Annotated in this window: 16 protein-coding genes; 11 read left to right on the forward strand and 5 right to left on the reverse strand. The window is 73.5% G+C overall.

Annotated features, from left to right (window positions below):
* Positions 1–5: 5 nt before the first annotated feature.
* Together ACDF64_RS11510 and ACDF64_RS11515 are read left to right on the forward strand one after the other, a co-directional pair.
* On the forward strand, positions 6–584 hold the full coding sequence (locus tag ACDF64_RS11510; protein ID WP_394551403.1) for an AAA family ATPase: 579 nt from the start codon (positions 6–8) through the stop codon (positions 582–584).
* A complete protein-coding gene (locus tag ACDF64_RS11515) occupies positions 584–1,354 on the forward strand; it encodes a YaaA family protein (RefSeq protein ID WP_394551405.1) in 771 nt (256 codons plus the stop codon). Before ACDF64_RS11510 ends, ACDF64_RS11515 begins: the two co-directional genes overlap by 1 nt.
* An 87-nt stretch (positions 1,355–1,441) precedes the next feature.
* Here ACDF64_RS11515 and ACDF64_RS11520 read toward each other — a convergent pair whose 3' ends face one another.
* Both ACDF64_RS11520 and ACDF64_RS11525 read right to left on the reverse strand, forming a co-directional pair.
* Complete coding sequence (locus tag ACDF64_RS11520) at positions 1,442–2,053, reverse strand: DNA-3-methyladenine glycosylase I (protein WP_394551407.1); 612 nt, start codon at positions 2,051–2,053, stop codon at positions 1,442–1,444.
* Positions 2,050–2,541, reverse strand: coding sequence for a methylated-DNA--[protein]-cysteine S-methyltransferase (locus tag ACDF64_RS11525; protein ID WP_394551409.1), 492 nt, complete (start codon positions 2,539–2,541; stop codon positions 2,050–2,052). Before ACDF64_RS11525 ends, ACDF64_RS11520 begins: the two co-directional genes overlap by 4 nt.
* 198 nt (positions 2,542–2,739) lie before the next feature.
* Here ACDF64_RS11525 and ACDF64_RS11530 point away from each other — a divergent pair, with 198 nt between their 5' ends.
* Entirely contained in the window at positions 2,740–4,020 is a 1,281-nt protein-coding gene (locus tag ACDF64_RS11530; protein ID WP_394551411.1) for a DUF4192 family protein, read from the forward strand.
* Here ACDF64_RS11530 and ACDF64_RS11535 read toward each other — a convergent pair.
* Genes ACDF64_RS11535 through ACDF64_RS11545 form a run of 3 tightly spaced genes read right to left on the reverse strand, consistent with a single transcriptional unit; the run spans position 4,007 to position 7,346 of the window.
* Positions 4,007–5,464, reverse strand: a complete 1,458-nt coding sequence (locus ACDF64_RS11535) for an NAD(P)/FAD-dependent oxidoreductase (protein WP_394551412.1) — start codon at positions 5,462–5,464, stop codon at positions 4,007–4,009. The two genes, ACDF64_RS11530 and ACDF64_RS11535, sit on opposite strands and share 14 nt — an antisense overlap.
* Entirely contained in the window at positions 5,461–6,843 is a 1,383-nt protein-coding gene (locus tag ACDF64_RS11540) for an aspartate aminotransferase family protein (RefSeq protein ID WP_394551414.1), read from the reverse strand. The genes ACDF64_RS11535 and ACDF64_RS11540 overlap by 4 nt, the downstream gene beginning before the upstream one ends.
* Positions 6,844–6,866: 23 nt before the next feature.
* A complete protein-coding gene (locus tag ACDF64_RS11545; RefSeq protein WP_394551416.1) occupies positions 6,867–7,346 on the reverse strand; it encodes an Lrp/AsnC family transcriptional regulator in 480 nt (159 codons plus the stop codon).
* A gap of 159 nt (positions 7,347–7,505) precedes the next feature.
* Between ACDF64_RS11545 and ACDF64_RS11550 the strand changes: the two genes are divergently transcribed.
* The 8 genes from ACDF64_RS11550 (at position 7,506) to ACDF64_RS11585 (ending at position 21,816) form a co-directional block, all read left to right on the forward strand.
* Positions 7,506–8,486, forward strand: a complete 981-nt coding sequence (locus tag ACDF64_RS11550) for an FHA domain-containing protein (RefSeq protein WP_394551418.1) — start codon at positions 7,506–7,508, stop codon at positions 8,484–8,486.
* Positions 8,483–9,268 (forward strand): PP2C family protein-serine/threonine phosphatase, encoded by a 786-nt coding sequence (locus tag ACDF64_RS11555; RefSeq protein WP_394551420.1) that lies wholly within the window; start codon positions 8,483–8,485, stop codon positions 9,266–9,268. Before ACDF64_RS11550 ends, ACDF64_RS11555 begins: the two co-directional genes overlap by 4 nt.
* A 138-nt stretch (positions 9,269–9,406) precedes the next feature.
* Positions 9,407–10,813 carry a serine/threonine-protein kinase gene (locus tag ACDF64_RS11560; protein WP_394551422.1) on the forward strand — a complete coding sequence of 469 codons (1,407 nt, stop codon included), beginning with the start codon at positions 9,407–9,409 and terminating at the stop codon, positions 10,811–10,813.
* Positions 10,813–16,671, forward strand: a complete 5,859-nt coding sequence (locus ACDF64_RS11565; RefSeq protein ID WP_394551424.1) for an Ig-like domain-containing protein — start codon at positions 10,813–10,815, stop codon at positions 16,669–16,671. Before ACDF64_RS11560 ends, ACDF64_RS11565 begins: the two co-directional genes overlap by 1 nt.
* Before the next feature lie 12 nt (positions 16,672–16,683).
* Positions 16,684–17,655, forward strand: a complete 972-nt coding sequence (locus tag ACDF64_RS11570; RefSeq protein ID WP_394551426.1) for an AAA family ATPase — start codon at positions 16,684–16,686, stop codon at positions 17,653–17,655.
* Positions 17,652–18,962, forward strand: a complete 1,311-nt coding sequence (locus tag ACDF64_RS11575) for a DUF58 domain-containing protein (protein ID WP_394551427.1) — start codon at positions 17,652–17,654, stop codon at positions 18,960–18,962. Before ACDF64_RS11570 ends, ACDF64_RS11575 begins: the two co-directional genes overlap by 4 nt.
* Positions 18,963–19,093: 131 nt before the next feature.
* Positions 19,094–21,355 (forward strand): transglutaminase family protein, encoded by a 2,262-nt coding sequence (locus tag ACDF64_RS11580; RefSeq protein ID WP_394551429.1) that lies wholly within the window; start codon positions 19,094–19,096, stop codon positions 21,353–21,355.
* Positions 21,352–21,816 carry a zinc-ribbon domain-containing protein gene (locus ACDF64_RS11585; RefSeq protein WP_394551431.1) on the forward strand — a complete coding sequence of 155 codons (465 nt, stop codon included), beginning with the start codon at positions 21,352–21,354 and terminating at the stop codon, positions 21,814–21,816. The genes ACDF64_RS11580 and ACDF64_RS11585 overlap by 4 nt, the downstream gene beginning before the upstream one ends.
* The last annotated feature ends 34 nt before the right edge of the window (positions 21,817–21,850 follow it).

Genomic DNA, 21,850 nt, shown 5'->3' on the forward strand with positions numbered 1-21,850 from the left:
GGCTGATGCGGGGGGAACAGCCGCTCGAGATCGATCGCCAGTTCGGTGAACTGAGCGTGACGCAGCTCATCGTCATGGCCGGGCTTCCGGGTGCGGGCAAGTCGACGATCGGAGAGATCGTCGGCGCCCGCCTCGGGGCCACGGTCGTGTCGGTGGATCCCATCGAGTCCGCGATCCTGCGTGCCGGGATCGACGCCGACCAGCCGACGGGCCTCGCCGCCTACCTCGTCGCCGAGGAGATCGCGCGCAAGGAGCTGCGGGCCGGCCGCACGGTCATCGTGGACGCGGTGAACGCGGTCGAGGCCGCACGCCTGCAGTGGCGGGACCTCGCCGAGGCCACGGAGGCGCGCCTGCGCGTCGTCGAGGTCGTGTGCACGGACGAGTCGGTCCATCGTCAGCGGCTCGAGAAGCGCGAGCGCGGGCTTCCGCACCTCGACGAGATCACGTGGCGGGCGGTCGAGCAGAGCCTCGAGGGCTACGCGCCGTGGACGGGTCCCTCGTCGGCGCTGCCGCGGATCACGATCGACAGCCTGAAGCCGCTCGGCGTCAACGTCGACACGGTCCTCGCCTTCCTCGCCGACTAGTGCTCCTCCTCCTTCCGCCCTCCGAGACCAAGCGCGACGGCGGCGGCGATCCGCCGCTCGACACCGCTCGGCTCTCGTTCCCGTCGCTCGATCCTGTTCGTGCGCGTGTCGTCGCCGCGACGCAGTCCCTGGCCGCGGATGCGGAGGCGACCATGCGCGCCCTGAAGCTCGGACCGCGGCAGGCGGGCGAGGTCGAGCGGAACCGGTGCGTCGCGTCGTCGCCGACCATGGCGGCCCTGGATCGCTACACCGGCGTGCTGTACGACGCGCTCGACGCGCCGTCGCTCGATGACGCGGCCCGGTCGTACGCCGCGCAGCACGTGGCCGTGCACTCGGCTCTCTTCGGGCTCGTCGGCGCACTCGACCCGATCCCCGCCTACCGCCTGTCGCACGATTCGCGGTTACCGGACTTCACGTTGCGCGCCGTCTGGCGTGACGCGGTCGCCGGGGTCCTCGCGACGCATCCGGGCGTCATCGTCGACCTCCGTTCCGAGGGCTACGCCGAACTCGGACCGCTCCCCGATCGCGCGGATGCCGCCTTCGTACGGGTCGTCTCCGAGGATGCCGCCGGACGCCGCCGCGCCCTCAACCACTTCAACAAGCGCGCGAAGGGCGAGTTCACGCGCGCCGTCCTCCAGGGGCGACCCGAGGGCATCGAGACGATCGACGACCTGGTGGAGTGGGCGGCCGAGGCGGGCTTCCGGCTCGAGCCGGCGGCGCGTTCCGGGGCCGCCGCGCTCGGCAGCCTCCATCTCGAACTCGTGGCCTGACTCGATCGGTCGTGGCGCGACCCACCACGACCGACCGCAGTTCGCCGCGCGCGGGCGCGGCTCGAATGAGCTGCAGCAGCTTCCGCGTCATCCGGCCGATACCGCGCGATGACAGCCCTCGAGGTGGTCGTCGACCATGCCGCAGGCCTGCATCAGCGCGTACATCGTGGTCGGTCCGACGAACCGGAACCCGAGTCGGCGGAGTTCGCGGCTCATCGCGGTCGATTCCGGGGTCACCGCGGGAACGTCGGCGAGGCGCCGAGGGCGGTCCGCGGCCGGGGCCGGGGCGAACGACCAGAGCAGGTCCTCGAGCGGCGGCTCGAGCACCAGGGTCACGCGCGCGTTGCCGATGGCGGCCTCGATCTTCCCGCGGTGTCGGATGATCCGTTCGTCGCCCAGGAGTCGGACGACGTCATCCTCGCCCATCTGCGCGACGCGCTCGGGCACGAAGCCGTGGAACGCCTCCCGGAAGGCGGGTCTCCGGCGCAGGATCGTGATCCACGACAGTCCCGCCTGGAACCCCTCGAGGCAGAGCTTCTCGAACAGCCGGACGCGATCGCGCTGAGGCGTGCCCCACTCCTCGTCGTGGTAGCGGTGGTACTCGGCGTCCGATGCGCCCCAGGCGCAGCGTGCGAGACCGTCCTCGCCGAGGACGAGGTCGCCCGACCGCACCGGCGCCTCGTCGCTCGGGGCCGTCACGCAGCGAATCCGATCCGCTCGTGCCCGAGCAGCCAGAGCTTGGTCGGGATCCCGTCGCCGCCGGAGTAGCCGGTGATCCGCCCGTCCGAGGCGAGCACGCGATGGCAGCCGACGATGATCGGGATCGGGTTGGCCCCGACGGCGCCGCCGATCGCGCGGGCGGAGCCGGGTCGCCCGACGGCCGCGGCGAGCGCGCCGTAGGAGGTCGCCTCGCCCCACTGCAGCCGGCGCAGTTCGGCCCAGACGGCCTCCTGGAACGGGGTGCCGGCGAGCCGGACGGGGACGTCGAACTCGGTGCGGTCGCCCGCGAAGTACTCGTCGAGCTGCCCGCGCGCCGCGTCGAGCACCGCATTGGATCGCTCGGGAAGGTCGTCGTGGGGGAGGGAGCCCTCGCGTTCGATGCTGAGTGCGATCACCGCGTCGTCGTCGCCGACGAGCTCGATGCGCCCGATCGGGGTCGCGAGCCGGATGAGGTATCGGTCGGTCATGTCTTCGAGCGTACGCGCGCCGACCCACACCGGCTGGCGGGATTCGGACACCGGCTGACGGCACGATTCCCGCGGGCTGGGGAGGAGGAGTCGGCGACCGTGGACGAGTCCTCCTCGACAGGCGCCCGCTCCTGCGCGACGTCCACCGAAGGCCGATCCGGGACCGTGCACCGCCCGCGTCGCGCCACGCTCGGCCGCATGACCAGGATCATCCGCGCCGAGGCGCCGCACGACTTCCTCGCACTCGTCCCCGCGCTCGCGGGCTACCTCCCGACGCGCTCGCTCGTCTGCGTCGCGTTCCGCGGCAACCGCACGGCGGGCCTCGTCCGGCACGACCTCCCCGAGCGAGGGGCCGGCCACGATGCGCTCGCCGGCCAGGTCGTCGCGACCCTGTGCCGGATGCCCGGCGTCGACGCGCTCGTCCCGATCGCCTACGTGGGCGGCGGGTTCGAGGCGCGCCCGTCGCGCGCGGCGCGCGCACTGGTCGGCATGGTCGTCGATCGTGCCGAGGATGCCGGATTCCTCGTCCGGGACGCGTTCGTGGTCGCGGCGGACGGCTGGGCATCGACCTTCGACACGGAGGCGCCCGCGGCGGGGCATCCGATCTCGCGCATCTCGGCCAGCGGCGCCCGGCACGACCCGGCGGTGCAGGCGAGCGAGGGCGGCCGGGTCGACGACGCGGCCGTCCTCCCGCCGACCGACGTCGCGCTCGCCGACGAGGTCGCGGCGGTGCTCGGCGCGCTCGCGGATGCGTGCGACCACGAGCGCGCCGCCGCGTGCGATCCCGCGTGCGACCTCGAGCGCGCCGCCGCGCGCGACCCCGCGTGCGATCCCGAGCGCGACCCGGATCGCGCCGCCGAGCCGGATCGCGATCGCACCGCCGATGCGGCCGCCGCGCTCGGACCCGCCCGGTTCGTCGACCTGCTCCACGTGCTCGGCGACGACGCCGATCCGGTCCGGTTCGTCGAGCGCCTCGTCGCGCGCCGCCGCCGAGGCCGGAGGGGCGCCGCGCCGGAGCGCGATGCGAACCTCCTGGCGTGGCTCACGCACCTGTCGGGCCTGCCGGCCTGCCGGGACGCGATGATGCTGCAGGTCGCGTTCGGCGAACTCGTCGGCGAGGCGGTGCTCGACGAGTCGCTCACGAGGGATCCGGCGCGCGACGACCCGATGTCGGCGCGGCTCCTGCTCGGCCGTTCCTCGGTGCGACCGGATGTCGGTCGCGTCGAACGCGGGCTCGCGATCCTCCGATCGGCGCTCGCGCACGCACCGCAGGAACGCCATGCCGGCCTGGCCTGCATGGCCGCGTGGCTGGCCTGGACGCTCGGGCGGGGAACGGCGGCGGCCGCCCTGCTCGAGCGCGCGTTCGACGCCGATCCGGGGCATCCCATGGCCGGGCTGCTGCAGCGGTTCCTCGGGACCGGCGCGCTGCCGGAGTGGGCGTTCTCGGGCGCGTCGAGCCTCGAGTTCAGTGACCGGTGAGGGGGCCGATCGCGCGGGCGATGAGCGACGGCCGGCCCGTGAGCCGCTCCTCCCGATCGGCCAGGCCCATCCCGAGCAACCCGAGGTTCGCGCCGGCGAAGCGGAGCGGCTCGGGTTCCCACAGCGGCGAACGGTGGTTGACCCAGGGCAGGTCGGTGAGCTCCGTCCGGCGGCCGAGCACGAGGTCCGCGAGGGTCCGGCCGGCGAGGTTGGTCGTCGACAGGCCGTCGCCCACGTAGCCGCCCGCGAAGCCGACACCCGTCCGCGGGTTGTAGCTCACCGTGGCGTGCCAGTCCCGGGCGACGCCGAGCGGACCGCCCCAGCGGTGCGTCACGCGTGCGTCGCCGACCGCCGGGAACAGGTCTCGCAGCGTGGCGGCGAGGTGCTCGAACACCGAGTCGACGCGGTCGTACGCGGGCCGGATCGCGCTGCCCCAGTGGTACCTGGCGCCCCGGCCGCCGAACGCGAACCGGTCGTCGGCCGTGCGCTGGCCGTAGACCAGCAGGTGCCGGTAGTCGCTGAAGGTCTGCCCGTGCTCGATGCCGATCGCCTCCCAGGTCGCGGCCGGAAGCGGTTCGGTCGCGATCATCAGGGAGTAGAGCGGCAGGATGCGCCGCCGCGCGCGAGGCAGCGCGGCACTGTACCCCTCGGTCGCCACGATCACGTGACGTGCCGAGACCGTGCCGGATGCCCCGGATCCGTCGAGCGCGCGGAAGCGGACGTGCCCGGCGGTCCAGTCGAGCACCTCGGTCCGCTCGAAGAGCGCGACGCCGGCCTGCTCGACGACCCGGGCGAGTCCGCGGACGAGCTTGGCGGGGTGGACGCGCGCGCACGCCGGGTCGAACACGGCCTCGGGTGGCCGACCGTCGAGTCCCGACGCGCCGAACCTGGCCGCGACGACGTGCTCGTCGAGGTGCTCGAGACGGTCGACGCCGAGCGCGGCCGCCTCGGCGACGTCCGCCCGGGCTCCCGCGCGCTGCACCGCGTCGCGCGCGAACAACAGGGTCCCGCCCCGGACGTAGTCGCAGTCGATGCCCTCGAGCTCGGCGACCCGGCCGACCTCGTCGACGGTGTCGACCATCGCCCGGCGCATCCGGATCGCCGCATCGCGCCCGTGCGTGCGCTCGAGCGAGGCCGCCGAACGCGGGAACAGGGCCGAGCACCATCCGCCGTTCCGGCCCGACGCCCCGAACCCCGCGACCTCGCGCTCGAGCACGGCGATCCGCAGGCTCGGGTCGGCGCGCACGAGCGAGTAGGCGGTCCACAGGCCCGTGAGCCCGCCCCCGACGATGCAGACGTCGAACCAGGCGTTCGAGGTCAGCGCGGAGCGCGGACGCAGGTCGTCCCGGCCGCTCGCGACCAGGTCGTCGAACCAGTAGCTCGTCGACCGGAGGTCGCCCGGGGGCAGCGTTCCGGCGCGCAGCGCCGACCGCGCCGCCGTCACAGGTGCGAGGTGGCTTCGGTGAGCACGCCGCGCAGGATCTGCTCGATCTCGCGGAACTCGCTCGGACCGATCGTGAGCGGCGGCGCGAGCTGGATCACGGGGTCGCCGCGGTCGTCCGCACGGCAGTACAGCCCGGCCTCGTACAGCGCCTTCGAGAGGAAGCCGCGCAGCAGCCGCTCCGACTCGTCGTCGTCGAAGGTCTCGCGCGTCGACTTGTCCTTCACGAGCTCGATGCCGAAGAAGTAGCCGTCGCCGCGGACGTCGCCGACGATCGGCAGGTCGAGCAGCTTCTCGAGCTCGGCGCGGAACAACGGCGAGTTCTCGCGGACGCGTTCGTTCAGCCCCTCCTCCTCGAAGATGTCGAGGTTCGCGAGCGCGACCGCCGACGAGACCGGGTGCCCGCCGAAGGTGTACCCGTGGTAGAACGCCGTGCTGCCCTTCGAGAACGGCTCGTACACCTTCTCGGACACGATCGTCGCGCCGATGGGGGAGTAGCCGGAGGTCATCGCCTTCGCGCACGTGATCATGTCGGGCACGTAGTCGTATGCGTCGCACGCGAACATGTGGCCGATGCGGCCGAACGCGCAGATGACCTCGTCGGAGACGAGCAGCACGTCGTACTGGTCGCAGATCTCGCGCACGCGCTGGAAGTAGCCGGGCGGCGGCGGGAAGCATCCGCCCGAGTTCTGCACGGGCTCCAGGAACACGGCCGCGACGGTCTCCGGGCCCTCGAACAGGATCATCTCCTCGATGCGGTTCGCGGCCCACCGGCCGAACGCCTCGAGGTCGTCGGCCGGCGCGCCGACGTCGGCCGCGCGGTAGAAGTTCGTGTTGGGCACGCGGAACCCGCCGGGGGTCAGCGGCTCGAACATCTCCTTCATCGCCGGGATGCCGGTGATCGCGAGCGCGCCCTGCGGCGTGCCGTGGTACGCGACCGACCGCGAGATGACCTTGTGCTTGGTCGGGCGGCCCTGGAGCTTCCAGTAGTACTTCGCGAGCTTGAACGCGGTCTCGACCGCCTCGCCGCCGCCCGTCGAGAAGAACACGCGGTTGAGGTCGCCGGGGGCGTAGTCGGCGAGCCGGTCGGCCAGTTCGATCGCCGAGGGGTGCGCGTACGACCAGATGGGGAAGAACGCGAGCTCGGACGCCTGCTTCGCGGCGACCTCGGCGAGGCGGCGGCGACCGTGGCCGGCGTTCACGACGAAGAGCCCCGAGAGGCCGTCGAAGTAGCGCCGGCCCTCGATGTCCCAGATGTGGTGCCCGTCGCCGCGCACGATGACGGGCACGCCCTGCTCCATCGTCGACTGGCGCGAGAAGTGCATCCAGAGGTGGTCCTTGGCCATCTGCTGCAGCGATGCGGCGTCGGCATGTCCGGTCATGATGATCCCTTCGGGTCGGGCGCCTAGCGGGTGCCCCAGTTGTAGAACTGCTTCTGCAGCCGGAGGTAGACGAAGGTCTCGGTCGACAGGATCCCGGGCAGGGCGCGGATCCTGGCGTTCAGGAGCTCCATCAGGTGGTCGTCGTTCTCGCAGACGACCTCGGCGAGGATGTCGTAGCTGCCCGCCGTGAGCACGACGTAGTCGAGTTCGGGGAGCTCGGCGAGCTGCTCCGCCAGCTTCCGGGTGTCGCCGGTCGCGCGGATGCCGAGCATCGCCTGCCGCGTGAACCCGAGCTGCATCGGGTCCGTGACCGCGACGATCTGCATCACGCCCGACTCGGTCAGCTTCTGCACGCGCTGCCGCACCGCGGCCTCGGAGAGCCCGACCGCCTTGGCGATGTCGGCGTAGGACCGCCGACCGTCCGCCTGCAGCTGCTCGATGATCGCCTTGGACACGTCATCGAGTGCGGTGGGACGCTGGGCGGAACGAGCGGCGGTGGTCACCCGACGATCATGACAGTGCAGGATGCCTCGTGCAAGCGATTCCGTCGATTCAGGTGTGCTGGACGACGGAAACCGACACTCACCGATCCGAGTGGCGCGTTGCGACACCCCGTGCCGGGCGGCGTGGCGAGGACGCCTCGCGGGTGGGAGACTGGCGCCATGGTCGAGGGACGGATCCGGGTTGCGCACGGATCGGCCCTGCCCGAGTGGGACGTCGTGGCCGGAGCCCGGTTCGTCGTCGCGCTCGAGGCGCCCGCGCCCGCCGACTCGGTCGCGGCGTTCGTCCGCCTCGCCGACGACGACCGCGCGAGCCTCGAGTCCCTCGTCGCGTCGATGCCGCCCGCGGGCGGCCCGAGCGATGCGGTCGGCCTCGTCTGGTGGCCCGATCCCGTCGGCGATCCCGGCGAGGTGACCCTGGTCGTGCGCGGTGCGGCCGCGGTGGACCTCGAGACGGGATCCGGCGACCGTCGGCTCGAGGCCGGCGAGGTCCATCCATGGCGACTCGCCGAGTTCGCCGAGGTCGGCGCGCTGCGCGTCTCGACCGTCGGAGCGCATTCCCTGCGGCCGGCCGCGGACCGATCGTCCGAGATCCTCCAGGGCACCGGCCTGCCGGGACGCGCGACCTCGGTCGAATGGGAGTCCCCGTCCGCGCTCGACGGCCGGCGGCGGGGATTCGCCGACGCGGACACGCGCGTGGCGGGTGGGCCGAGGCCGTCGATCGATGCGGCCGACGAACCCGAATCCGAACCGACGCCGGGTCGGGTCGTCATGCGCTATCGCCTGGACGGTGGGGCGGTCCGGGACATCCGATCGGTCCGGGTCGTCTTCGGCCGCAAGCCGCTCGGCTCGCGTGCGGGCCAGGACGGCGTCGAACTCGTCGCCATCCCCGGCGCGTCGGCGTCGGTGTCGGGCTCGCACCTCGAACTCCGCGCCGAGGGACGTCGACTGGTGGCGACCGACCTGCGGTCGACCAACGGCGTCGAGGTCCGGCGCGGCGTGCGGAGCTACCGGATGCGCTCGGGCGAGTCCATCGTCGTCAGCCCCGGGACGCTCCTCCGGCTGGGAGGCGATACGATCATCGAGATCCTCCCACCCCGGATCGATCCACAGGACGATCGCGACAGACAGGCCCCCGCGTGACCCAGATCGGCAACGGCAACGCCCGCCACCGGGTGGAGCTTCCCGGCGGCGCGGTCGTCACGCTCGCGTGGGCGGCCGAGACCGACATCGGCAACCGCCGGGCGATCAACGAGGACAGCTTCCTCGCGCAGGCACCGCTGTTCGTCGTCGCGGACGGCATGGGCGGCCACGCCGCCGGCGACTTCGCGAGCGCCGCGGTCGTCACGAGGCTCGCCGAGCACGGCGGACGGCCCACCGTCGGAACGCCCGAGATCGACCAGGCGCTCACGCTGGCCGTTCAGGACATGGACCGCGGCGTGGGCGTGACCGACGAGGGGAGCGGCACCACGGTCACCGGGGTGGCGCTCACCGAGATCTCCGGCGAACCCGCGTGGGTCGTGTTCAACATCGGCGATTCGCGCGTGTACCGGCTCATCGGCGGCGTGCTCGAACAGCTCACGGTCGACCACTCGGTCGTCCAGGAACTCGTCGACGCCGGCCAGATCACGCGCGACGAGGCCGACACGCACCCGCACTCGAACGTCATCACGCGAGCCGTCGGCTTCCACGAGACGCCCGCACCCGACTATCGCGCGATCGCGGTCGAACCCGGCATGCGCCTCCTGATCTGCTCGGACGGGCTGACCAAGGAACTCACCTCGTACGGCCTCCGGCACTTCCTCACCTCCGAGACACGGCCGGAACGGGCTGCGCGGGCGCTGGTGGAGGCCGCGCTCGGCAACGGCGGCCGGGACAACGTCACCGTGGTGGTGCTCGACGTCATCTCGGTGGTGCGCGACTGAGCCGAGCGCTCTGCATCGCTCCGGTCACGAAGCGGGGCCCTCCCGGTGTTCTCGGGAACGCCGTCCCTACAATGAGGGAAACCGGGCACTGCCGAGGCTCGCCGAGTTCCCGGATCCGACGAGGCCCAGGGGAGGATCGTGACGAGGCGACTTCCGTCGACGCCCCCGACCCTGCCCGGGTTCGGCTTCGTCCGCGTGCTCGGATCGGGCGGCTTCGCCGACGTCTTCCTCTACGAGCAGAACATGCCGCGGCGACTGGTCGCCGTGAAGGTGCTGCTCGCCGACCTCGTCAACGACGACGTCCGCCAGATGTTCCAGGCCGAGGCGAACCTCATGGCCCAGCTCTCGGGGCATCCGTCGATCCTCACCGTCCACCAGGCGAGCGTGTCCGCCGACGGCCGGCCCTACCTCGTCATGGAGTACTGCTCGTCCTCGCTCGCGCAGCGCTACCGCGCGGTGCAGGTCCCACTGAGCGAGGCACTCTCGATCGGCGTGCGCATCGCCAGCGCCATCGAGACCGCCCACCGCGAGGGCGTCCTGCACCGCGACATCAAGCCGTCGAACATCCTCACGACCGCATACGGCCACCCCGTGCTCGCCGACTTCGGCATCGCGGCCACGCTCGGCGAATCCGCGTCGAACGAATCGGTCGGGCTGTCGATCCCGTGGTCCGCGCCCGAAGTCGTCCGCGACGACACCGCGGGCACGATCGCGACCGAGGTGTGGTCGCTCGGAGCGACGGTCTACTCGCTGCTCGCCGGCCGGAGCCCGTTCGAGGTGGTCGGCGGCGACAACAGCTCCGGCGCGCTCATCCGCAGGATCGAGCGGGCCCGCCTGCCCGCGACCGGTCGCGCCGACGTGCCCGCGAGCCTCGAGGCCGTGCTCGCGCGGGCCATGAGCCGGAACCCGTCGGCCCGCCACGCGTCGGCGATGGAGTTCATCCGCGACCTCCAGGGCGTCGAGGAGGAGCTCGGACTCGCCCAGACCCCGGCGGAGGTCGCGCTCGACGACTGGGCGCAGGCGACCGCACTCGACATCGACGACCGCACCAAGGTCAGCGGCGGGTACTCGATCTCCTCGGCCGCGCCCGACCGGCGGCGCCGGCGGCAGTCCGCGGCAGGCGCACCGGCGGTCGCGACCGGCCCCCGGAGCTCGGCGTCGGCTCCTGCGAAGGACGAGTCCTCGTCGGCGCGCCGGCGCATCGCGATCGGGGTGGGGCTCGCCGGGGCCCTCGTCCTGGGGCTCGTCGCGGTCGGCGTCACCCTCACGCTGACGGCCGAGCGCGGCATCCCGGTGGTGCAGGAGGTCGACGGCGAGGTGGACGGGGCGGCCGTCGTGTTCTCGTGGATCGATCCCGGCATCGAGGACGCGGACGCGTACCTCGTGCGCGTCGACGGCATCGACGTGCCCGCGCAGCGGGCGACGAGCCTGCGCCTCGAGGCCGAGCCCGGCACGCGCACCTGCGCCACGGTCCGCGTGGTCCGAGCGGGCCGGACCGGCGCCGAGAGCCCCGAGCGCTGCGTCGCGGTGGGGGAGACGGGCTGATGGCCGGGCGGTTCGCGTACGGGACGCGATCCGGCCTGGTGACGGCGGCGGCGACCGTCGTCGCCGTGGTCGCGGTCGGCGCCGCCGCGGTGGTCTCGGGCGGCTACGCGGAGGAGGCCCTCGACCTCGGCGACGGGAGCGTGTGGGTCGTCAACGACGGGTTGGAGGCGGTCGGCCGCGCCGGCACCGCGGTGCACGAGCTCACCTCGCTCATCGACACCGGGGCCACCAGCACCGAGATCGTCCAGCGCGGCGCGACCGTGCTCGTGCACGACACCGCGCGCGCCGCGGTGGGCATCGTCGACCCGGCGAACGCGGTGGTCGTCAAGTCGATCTTCGTGCCGGGCGAGGACACCCGGCTCGACCTCGCCGACGACCGCGTCGTGATCTCCGCGGACGGCGACATCTGGACCACGCCGATCGACCAGTTCACGGACTTCGACGCGGATTCCGATCCCGCGCTCTCGTTCGGTTCGGGCACGCTGATGTCGATCGACGACGCGGGCACCGCGTTCGCCTACGTCCCGCACTCCGGCGAGGTGTCCCGGATCCGCGTGGACGCCCGGACCGCGGTCACGGAACAGTGGGACGAGCATCCGGTCGAGGAGGGCGCCGCGGTGCAGCTGACCTCGGTCGGCGGTCACTGGGCGATCCTCGACTCGGAGCTCGGCGAGCTCGTGCTCGCGGACCGGACGATCGACGTTGCCGAGCTGCTCGGAACGGACGCGACCCCCGTCCTCCAGGCGGCATCCTCGACCGGCGACGCCGTGGTGATCGCGACCTCGGAACGGCTCGTCAGCGTCCCGATCGACGGGCGGGCGCCGGCCATCCTCGAGGACGGCCGCACCGGATCGCCCGCGCAGCCGGTCGTGCACGACGGATGCCTCCACGAGGCCTGGACCGACGGCGTCGCCTGGCGCCGGTGCGGCGACGACGTGCGACGGTTCTCGATCGGTTCGGCCGGGGGCTCGTTCGCGTTCCGCGCGAACGGGCAGGTGCTCGTGCTCAACGACCCGGCGACCGGTCGGACCTGGGCCGCCTCCGACGACTACGGACCGATCGACAACTGGGACGACCTGCTCGCGACGATCCGCGACGACCAGACGGTCGAGAGCCAGGAGGCGGACCCCGACCCGACCGTGGAGCGGAGCCAGCAGCCGCCCGTCGCGACGCCCGACGACTTCGGCGCGCGCCCGGGCCGCTCGACCCTGCTCCCCGTGCTGCTCAACGACTACGACGTGAACGCCGACGTGCTCGTCGTGTCATCGGTCGACGGCGTGCTGCCCGAGGGCGTGACCGTCGTGCCCGTCGCCGACCGCCAGGTGCTGCAGATCACGCTCGACCCGTCGATCACGGATCCGGTCTCCTTCGGCTACACCATCACCGACGGCCAGGGCAACGCGGACTCCACCCAGGTCTCGGTCGCGATCCGCGGCCCCGACGACAACGGCGAACCGGTGCAGCAGCGCCGCCCGACCTCCGCGGTCCAGACGGGAGCGCGGCTCACGGTGCCCGTCCTCGGCGAGTGGGTGGACCCGGACGGCGACCCGATGTACCTGCGGTCGGCATCGGTCGACGCGCCCGACCGCGTCACGTTCTCGCCCGACGGCGTCGTCGTGTTCGACGAGCTCACCGGGACGCCCTCGATCCGGTCGGTCGGGCTGGTCGTGTCCGACGGGCGGAGCGAGGGCACAGGCGAGCTGCGCGTCGACGTGCGCGCACCCGGCGAGGCGCCGCTCGTCGCGGACCCCTTCGTGGTGCTCGCGACCGCGGGCGAGGAGGTCGAGCTCGAGCCGCTCCGCCACGTGCGCGGCGGATCCGGCCACCCCCGACTGACCGCGGTGCCCACGACGTCCTCGGACGTGAAGCTGCTGCCCGACTTCGACGGCGGGACGATCCGCTTCTCCAGCGACGTGCCGCGGACGCACCTGGTCGAGTACTCGGTCGCCGATGGCGGCCAGACGACGACCGGGCTCATCCGGGTCGAGGTGTCGGCGCCGCCCGAGCGCGACACGACGCCCATCACCGTGCCGCACACGGCGTTCCTCCGGGTCGGGCAGCCGGGCGAGGTGGACGTGCTCGCGGGCGACATCGACCCGACCGGCGGCGTGCTCGTGATCACGCGGTTCACGGTCGATGCCCGGGACGTCGCCGTGCAGGCCGAGATCGTCGAGCACGGGCTGCTCCGGGTCACGCTCGGGAGCCCGCTCGAGGCGGGTTCGGCCGAGCTCCGGTACATCGTCAGCAACGGCGTGGCGGAGGCCGAGGGGCGGGTGACCCTCATCGAGGTCGAGCCGCCGGCCGTGAACGCGCCACCGGTCGCGAACGAGGACCGCGCCTCCGCGAGGGTCGGCGACGTCATCGACATCGACGTGCTCGGCAACGACGAGCACCCGGACGGGCAGCCGATCGAGGTCGCACCCGTGCTCGTGCAGGAACCGGAGGAAGGCCTCCTGTTCTCGACCGGCGACCGCCTGCGCTACTTCGCACCCGATGAGCCGGGGGACTACCTCGCGGAGTACCGGGTCGATGCGCCCGACGGGCAGTACGCGACCGCGCGCGTCACGATCTCGGTGCGCGCGGCCGACCCGGAGACGAACGCCCCGCCCGTCCCGGCGGAGGTGAGCGCCCGCGCGCTGGCGGGCGAGTCCGTCCGGATCAACATCCCGCTGAGGGGCGTCGACGCAGACGGCGACTCCGTCGAGCTCCTCGGCCTCGACACGAGCCCGGAACTCGGCGTCGTGACGGATCGCGGCGCGACCTGGCTCGAGTACGAGGCGACCGCCTACTCGTCCGGCACCGACACCTTCCGCTACGCCGTGGTCGACGCGCTCGGCGAGAAGGCCATCGGCGTGATCCGCGTCGGCATCGCGGAGCGGAGCGGGCCCGCCTCGTCGCCGATCGCGCTGACCGACGAGGTCCTCGCGCGGCCGGGTCGGACGATCGCGGTCCGGGTCCTCGCCAACGACTCCGACCCGGACGGCGGCGCGCTCTCGCTCGCCCAGGCCGTCGCCCCCACCGAGGACACGACGGCCGAGGTCGACGGGGACCTCCTCCTCGTCCGCCTTCCGGACCGCGAGGACACCTTCGGCTTCCAGTACGTGGTGCGCAACGAGCGCGGACTCACGGCGTCCGCGTTCCTCCAGGTGACCACGAGCGCGGCCGCGCCGCTCGCCCGGCCGGAGGCGGCCGACACGGTGCTCACGCTCACGGACATCCTCGATCGCGACACGGTCGACGTCGACGTGCTCCGCAACCTCTACATCGCCGATGCGCCCGTCGGCGAGGCCGGCGTCGAGATCGTCGAAGGCTACGGCGAGGGCGCGAGGGTGCTCGCGGACGGCAGCGTCCGGGTCCGCGTGCAGGACCGCCGGCAGATCATCCCGGTCCGGTTCAGCCACCCCGACGACGCGACCAACGCAGCGTACGCGTTCGTCTGGGTCCCCGGCCGCGAGGACGCGCTGCCGCAGCTGCGCACCGACGCCCCCGACCTGCGGGTGAAGACGGGCGAGGAGATCGAGATCGCCCTCGAGGACTTCGTCATCGCGGCGTCGGGCAAGCCCGTCCGCATCGCCGATCCGGGCAGCGTGACGGCAACCCACTCCGACGAGTCCGACCTCGTCGTCGACGGCGACACCCTCCGGTTCCGCAGCGCGCCCGGCTACTTCGGGCCCGCCGCGCTGTCGTTCACGGCGACCGACGGACAGAACAGCTCCGATCCCGATGCGCGCACGGGGACGATCGTGATCCCGATCCAGGTGCTCCCCGCGGAGGACCAGCCGCCGCGGTTCGACGGGACCGTCATCGACATCCAGCCCGGGCAGTCGAAGACCCTCGACCTCGTGCTGCTGACGACGACCGCGAACCCGTCGACGACGAGGCTCGCGTACCGCATCGTCGAGCAGAGCCGGGGGTTCTCGGCTGAGCTCACCGGGACGAAGCTCGTCGTGACCGCCGCCGAGAGCACCCCGGTCAAGGAGACCGGGCGCATCCTCATCGCCATCTCGGACGGCTCGGTCGCCGGCACGCAGGGGTCGATCGACCTGCGGGTGGTGCCGTCGACCAGGCCGATCGCGCGGCCCGTGGACGACTTCGCGGTCGCGGCGCGCGGCGACCGCACGGTCGTGGACGTGCTCGCGAACGACGAGGCCGGGAACCCGTTCCCGGATCGGCCCCTCCGTGTGGTCACCGTGAGCGGGATCGACGACGCGAGCCTCCCCGCGGGGCTCCGCGTGCAGGCGAGAGACGACCGGTCGTCCCTGATCGTGACGGCCGCGGCCGACACGCCGCCGGTCAACGCGACCGTGCGCTATCAGGTCGCGGACGCCACCGGGGTTGCCGAACGGTACGCGTGGGGCACGGTCGTGATCTCGGTGCAGGATCGCCCGGACCCGGTCGGCGACCTGCGCCTGGTCGGCTTCGACGACCGGCGGATCGACCTCGCCTTCGCCGCGGGCGGCGCCAACAACTCGCCGATCACCGGGTACCGGGTGGACCTGGTCGACCCGGCGGGCGGCGCCATCGTCGGCGGCGCGGACTGCCAGGCGACGACCTGCTCGGTCTCGACGCCCGGGAACGGCCAGTCCAACGGCGTGATCGTCCGGGTGACCGCTCGGAACCAGATCGGACCGTCGGCGGGCGTGACGCTCCCGAACCCGGTCTGGAGCGACATCATCCCCGCCGCTCCCGCGAACCTCGCGGTCCAGCCGCTCGACGGCCGCCTCGGGGTCTCCTGGTCGCCCGTCCGCGTCGGACCCGGCAGCAGCGTGCGGTCGTACGTCGTGACCGTCGCGGGCGTCGCGGTCGAGGTCTCGCCCGAGACCGCGTGCACGGCGACGCAGTGCGTCATCGAGTCGCAGCCGATCCCGAACGGCAGCCTGACCACGGTCTCGGTCAGCGCGCGCAACCAGGCGTACCCCGCGCTCGCCGTGTGGAACGAGGCGACCGCGAACGGGATGCCGTTCGGCGCGCCGATCCCGGGCGCCGTGTCGGCCGTGGCCGACGACCTCAGCGGGACCGTCACGGTCTCGTGGGCGCCGTTCGACGCGAACGGCGACGCCATCGGCGGGTACTTCGTGCAGCGGCTCGTCCCCGGCGACCATTCGTTCCCGAGCGGACCGCAGGCGTGCTCGGTCACCTCGCCGGCCCCGGGTTCCCTGATCCCCCCGGCCGCGGGCGGCAACGTCGCCGAGACGATCGCCACGGATGCCGCGACGACGACCATGACGTTCGCGTTCAGCGGCGGGAACGCCGGTCAGCAGGGCTTCGTCGTGTGGGGCTGGAACCGCGCGGCCTGCACCCACACCGACATCGCCCAGGCGACGGTGCGACCGCCGCCCGGCCCGGTGGACTCGGTCGCATCCACGATGGACTGGCGCAACGACACCATCTGGGACCGCCGCATCGACAGCGTCGGCACGAACGCGCGCACGGTGCAGATCGTCGCCGTGGACGCCGGCGGAGCCCAGATCGGCGCCCCGCGGAGCTTCTCCGGGTCCGGCTGGCTACGCGACCTGCTCGCGCAGCCCTACGGCGCGACCGCACGGTTCCAGGTGCGCGCGTGCGCCCCCTGGGGCATCTGCGGCCCGTGGTCGGCCGCGATGCCCGACGGGTCCTCGCCCTCGCTGACGTTCGACGTGCCGGGCCTGTCCTGGAACGATCGGGACCGCGAGTGGTCGTGGGCGGCCGACCCGGACAACTCCGGGCTGCCCGCGGTGTACCGCTGCGGCGCGATCGGCGAATCCGGCGGGCCCGCCGAGGACACGACCCGCTGCCGGGTCACCGGTTCCGGCGACGGCAGCGGGGTCTGGTTGGATGTCGAGGTCGCCGGCGTCACGGCGACGGTGTACGGCAGGTAGAGGAGCCCGGAGATGACGATGACCCCTGACGAGGCGGCCCGGTTCGCGGCCGACCTCGATCGACTCGTCGCGGCGGTCGAGGAGGTGCTGCTCGGCAAGAACCGCGTGGTGCGGCTCGCCTTCACCGCCCTCCTCAGCGAGGGGCACCTGCTCCTCGAGGACGTCCCCGGCACCGGGAAGACCTCGCTCGCGCGCGCCATGGCGCAGTCCGTCGCCGGGACGAGCAACCGGGTGCAGTTCACGCCCGACCTGCTGCCGGGCGACATCACGGGCGTCACGGTGTACGACCAGCGCACGGGCGCGTTCGACTTCCACCCCGGCCCCGTCTTCGCGAGCATCGTGCTCGCCGACGAGATCAACCGCGCGAGCCCGAAGACCCAGTCGGCACTGCTCGAGGTGATGGAGGAGGGCCAGGTCACGGTCGACGGGCAGACGCACCCGGTGGGGCATCCGTTCATGGTGATCGCCACCCAGAACCCGATCGAACAGGCCGGCACCTACCGGCTGCCCGAGGCGCAGCTCGACCGCTTCCTCATGCGCAGCTCGATCGGGTACCCGGACCACGCGTCGACGATCCGGATCCTCGAGGGCGCCGACCAGCGCGCGCACGCCCACATCGTGGAGCCCCAGCTGTCGGCGGACGAGGTCGTCGCGATGGCCGCGCGAGCGCGCACCGTGTTCGTCGACCCCACCATCCACGACTACGTGTCCCGACTCATCGAGGCGACGCGGTCCGCGCGCGAGGTCCGGCTCGGCGTGAGCGTGCGCGGTGCGCTCGCGCTGATCCGCGCGGCGAAGACGCACGCCGCGGGGCGCGGTCGCCACTACGTCGTCCCCGACGACGTGAAGGCGCTCGCGGAGCCCGTGCTGAGCCACCGGCTCATCCTCGACCCGGAAGCCGAGTTCGACGGCGTCACGCCGTCGAGCGTGGTCGCGCAGGTGCTCATCGAGACGCCCCCGCCGTCCACGAGGCAGGCCGTGTGAGCGCTGCGCCCGAGACGCGGAGGGCGCTCCCGGACGCGAGTCGGGAGGGCCTGCTCGCCGCCGGCATCCGGCGACTCGTCGGGTACGGCGACCGGGCGATCGGCCGGTCCGCCGAGACGGCGCGCGGGCTCCAGTCGGTCGTCACGCGCGTCGGATGGTGCGTCGCGATCGCGGCGGCCGCGTCCCTGGCCGCCGGGTACACCTGGGGATGGCGCGAGCTGATCGCCCTCGGCTGGGGGCTCGCGATCGTGTTCGCGGTCGCGCTGCTCTGGCTCGTCGGTCGCGGCGCCGCGGCGATCCGCCTCGAGTTGTCGACGCCGCGGGTCATGGTGGGCGATCGGGCCGAGGCCCGGATCACGGCCGAGAACCCGGGCCGCCAGCGGGTGCTCGGCATGCTCGCCGAGCTGCAGGTCGGCGACCGGCGCATCGAGCGGGCCATCCCGGCGCTCGCGAGGGGCACCTCGCTCCACGCGGAGGTGTCGATCCCGACGAGCCGCCGCGGGGTGGTCGCCGTGGGCCCGGTGCGATCGGTCCGCGCCGACCCGATCGGCGTCGTACGGCGCGAGATCGTCTGGACGGGCGCGCACACCCTGCACATCCACCCGAGGGTGGTGCCGATCGAGGCGCTGAGCAGCGGGTTCGTGCGCGACCTCGAGGGGTCCCCGACCAAGGACCTCACGGCGAGCGACATCGCGTTCCACGCGCTGCGCGAGTACCTGCCAGGGGACGACCGGCGGCACATCCACTGGCGCAGCTCGGCGAAGACCGGGACCTTCATGGTCCGCCAGTTCGAGGAGACCCGCCGGAGCCGGCTCATGGTGGTCCTGGACCTAGACCCGGCCGCGTACGTCGACGCGGAGGAGTTCGAGCTCGCCGTGAGCGCGGCCGCCTCCGTCGGGGTCCGCGCGATCCGCGACGCGCGGAACCTCGCCTTCCTGGTGTCGGGGCTCGAGCACCACGACGGTCGTACGGTCGAACTGCCGACCGTGAGTCGCGACCGGCTCCTCGACGCGCTCTGCCTCGTCGAGGTCGACGAACGAGCGGCACCCATCGAGGACGTCGCCCGCGCGGGCGGCGAGACCATGTCGGGGCTCTCCCTGGTCGTCCTCGTCAGCGGGAGCGGGCGCGGGGTCACCGCGCTCCGCGCCGCCGCGGCGCGGCTGCCGGCGGCGGTCGAGACGCTCGCCGTGCGGTGCAGCCCGGAGGGCACGGCGACTGCGCGCCAGGTCGGCGGCCTGACGGTGTTCGGCATCGGCTACCTCGAGGACCTGCGCGCGATGCTCGCGCGCTCGAGCAGGGCGGCCTGATGCCGGCCACGACGGGGCGTCGCGTCGCGGAACGCGCTCCGCGACGGTTCGGTGCGTTCGTGCGTCGCACGCCGCCGCCGCCGCGTCGGGGCGCGCCGTCGGTGCCGCCCCTTCCCCGTCCCGTCGCGCTCGTGTTCGTGGTCCTCCTGCTGACGGCGCTCCACGCGGCCGCGGCCGCCCCCTGGTGGCCCGTCTACGAGAGCGCGGCCTTCGTCGTCGCGGTCGCGGTCGCGGTCGGCGCCGGACTCGCGATCGGCATCGTGGGCGCGTACCGGGCATGGCCCGGCTGGGTCGTCGTCGTCGCGCTCGCCGGGGCCTACCTCGTACTCGGCGTGCCCGCGGCGGTGCCGACGCAGGCGCTGTTCGGCATCGTGCCGACCCCCGGCGGCCTCGTCGACCTGGTCACGGGGACCTGGATGAGCTGGAAGCAGCTCGTGACCATCTCCGTCCCGGTCGGCTCCTACCAGTCGCTGCTCGTCCCGCCGTTCCTGCTCGCGCTGTTCTCGGCCGGGGCGTCCGCGACGATCGCGTTGCGGACCCGGGCGCCCGCGGCCGCGATCCTCCCGCCGGGGCTGCTGCTCGTCGCCGGCATCGCCTTCGGCGCGGTCCGCAACGACGCCGCGCTGCCGGAGGGATTCGCCTTCCTCGTGGCATCCGCGGCCTGGCTCGTCCGCGTCGCCGTCGCGCGCCGGAAGGAGCTCGGCCTCGACGCCGGCGGCGAGACCGTCGTGGTCGGCACGCGTCGCGTGGTCGGCGCCGCCGCGATCCTCGCGGTCGCGGTCGCGGGCGGGTCGCTCGCCGCGGCCGCCATCCCCCCGGCGCCGCGCGTGGTCGTGCGCAGCGAGCTGCAGCCGCCGTTCGAACCGCGCGACCTCGTGAGCCCGCTCGCGGGGTTCCGGACGGCGTTCGACGACCCGGTCGCCGACGCCGTGATGCTCGACGTGACCGGGCTGCCGCCCGGCACGGGCCTGCGGCTGGCCGCGCTCGACACGTACGACGGCATCGTGTACACCGTCGGCGGGGGCGAGGCGACCGGCCGTTCGGGCCGCTTCGCGCGCGTGCCGTACCGGCTCGACCAGTCCCAGGCGGTCGGCGAAGGGGTCGATCTCGGCGTCCGGGTCCTGGGCTACTCGGACGTGTGGGTGCCGGGCGTCGGACGACTCGAGCGGATCTCGTTCAGCGGGCCGCGCGCGGCCGAACTGTCCGAGGGGTACGTCTACAACGACGTGACCGGCACGGGCGCCGTCGCCACCGGCCTCGCGGAGGGCGACGCGTACGCGGCGGCGGCGGTCGCGCCGTCGCCGATCGCCGACATCGCCGGGTTCGCACCGGGCACGAGCGTCCTGCCCGAGACGCCCGCGCTGCCCGAGCGCCTCGCGCAGCGCCTCGAGGAGTGGGCCCCCGCGTCGCTCGACCCCGGGCCCCGGCTCGCGGCGCTCATCAGCGGCATCCGCACCGACGGCTACGTGAGCCACGGCGGCGAGGACGAGGCGCCCAGCCGTGCGGGGCATTCGTTCGACCGGCTGACCGAGTTCGTCACGGCTCGCCCGATGGTGGGCGACGGAGAGCAGTACGCGGTGCTCGCGGCCCTGCTCGCGCGCGAGATCGGCTTCCCCGCGCGCGTCGTGGTCGGCTACCTGCGGACCCCCGCGGGAGACGAGGCGGCCGGGCGCGAACCGGATGCCGCTGGGCAGACGGTCTTCCGGGGTTCCGACCGGCAGGCGTGGATCGAGGTGCAGACGGCCGACGGCGGATGGCGCCAGATCGATCCGAACCCCGAGGTGCGCCCGGTCCCCGAGGAGGAGCCCGACGAGCCGGCCGTCGTGTCCCGGCCGCAGTCGGCGGTGCCGCCGCCGGCCGACCGGACCCCCGTCGAGGAGGCCGAGCCCGAGGAGGAGATCGGCGGCGACACGGGCGACGATCCCGCCGACACGTGGCTCGACGTGCTGGGCCGCGGCATCGGCTGGGTCGGGCTCGGGCTGCTCGTGCTCGGCGTGCTCGCGAGCCCGTTCGCCGCGATCGTGGTCGCCAAGCTCCGGCGGCGGCGCATCCGCCGTCGGGCGCCGTCGCCGGTCGACCGGATCGACGGGGCCTGGCGGGAGTTCGCGGACACCGCGATCGACTACGGCTACCCGGTCCGGCCCTCGGCCACGAGGGCCGAGCAGGCGGCCTCGGTCGGCGGCCTCGGACCCCTCGCGATCGCGGCCGCGGTCGATCGGGCGCTCTTCGCGCCGGAGGGCGTCGAGGGCGCCGACGAGCAGATCTGGCGCGAGGTCGAGGCGCTCGAGGAGCAGTTGGCCGGCGAACGCCGACGTCGCGACCGGCTCCGCGCGACCGTCTCCCTCCGATCGCTCGGCGGGTACGCTGGCTCGCGGAGAGGAGGCCGTCGGTGAGGTGTACGACCTGCGACGCGGATCTGCCGGACGGGGCGATGTTCTGCGGCGAATGCGGCAGTTCGACGACGGCGTCGCGCCGCGCGGCAGCGGCGGACGTTCCGCCCGAGCCGGTCGCGCCCCTGTTCGCGCACAGCGCGGAGTTCACGCTGACCTTCAGCACGGGCGAGGTGCGGCGCGTGTCCGGTCGGGGCCTGATCGGCCGCCGCCCGATCCCCGAACCGGGGGAGTCGTTCGACCACCTCGTGCAGATCGCCGATCGCACGCTCTCGGTGTCGAAGACGCACGTCGAGTTCGGCGAACTCGAGGGCGACCTGTGGGTGTCCGACCGCTATTCGGGCAACGGGACGATCGTGGATCGACCGGATGCCGCGCCGCTGCGCTGCGAGCCGGGCCGACGGTACGTCGTCCCGCGCGGATCGTGGGTCCGGGTGGCCGAGCAGTCGTTCCGGGTCGAGTAGCCGACCGCTCCTCCCCGGCGCGCGTGCGGGGTCG

Origin of the sequence: Agromyces sp. MMS24-JH15, from assembly GCF_043518605.1 — a bacterium.
Lineage (GTDB): Bacteria > Actinomycetota > Actinomycetes > Actinomycetales > Microbacteriaceae > Agromyces.

Coding starts and splice junctions, on each gene's coding strand:
- ACDF64_RS11510 (WP_394551403.1), top strand. CDS start 6: ATGCGGGGGGAACAGCCGCTCGAGATCGATCGCCAGTTCGGTGAACTG.
- ACDF64_RS11525 (WP_394551409.1), bottom strand. CDS start 2,541: ATGACCGACCGATACCTCATCCGGCTCGCGACCCCGATCGGGCGCATC.
- ACDF64_RS11530 (WP_394551411.1), top strand. CDS start 2,740: ATGACCAGGATCATCCGCGCCGAGGCGCCGCACGACTTCCTCGCACTC.
- ACDF64_RS11540 (WP_394551414.1), bottom strand. CDS start 6,843: ATGACCGGACATGCCGACGCCGCATCGCTGCAGCAGATGGCCAAGGAC.
- ACDF64_RS11550 (WP_394551418.1), top strand. CDS start 7,506: ATGGTCGAGGGACGGATCCGGGTTGCGCACGGATCGGCCCTGCCCGAG.
- ACDF64_RS11565 (WP_394551424.1), top strand. CDS start 10,813: ATGGCCGGGCGGTTCGCGTACGGGACGCGATCCGGCCTGGTGACGGCG.
- ACDF64_RS11570 (WP_394551426.1), top strand. CDS start 16,684: ATGACGATGACCCCTGACGAGGCGGCCCGGTTCGCGGCCGACCTCGAT.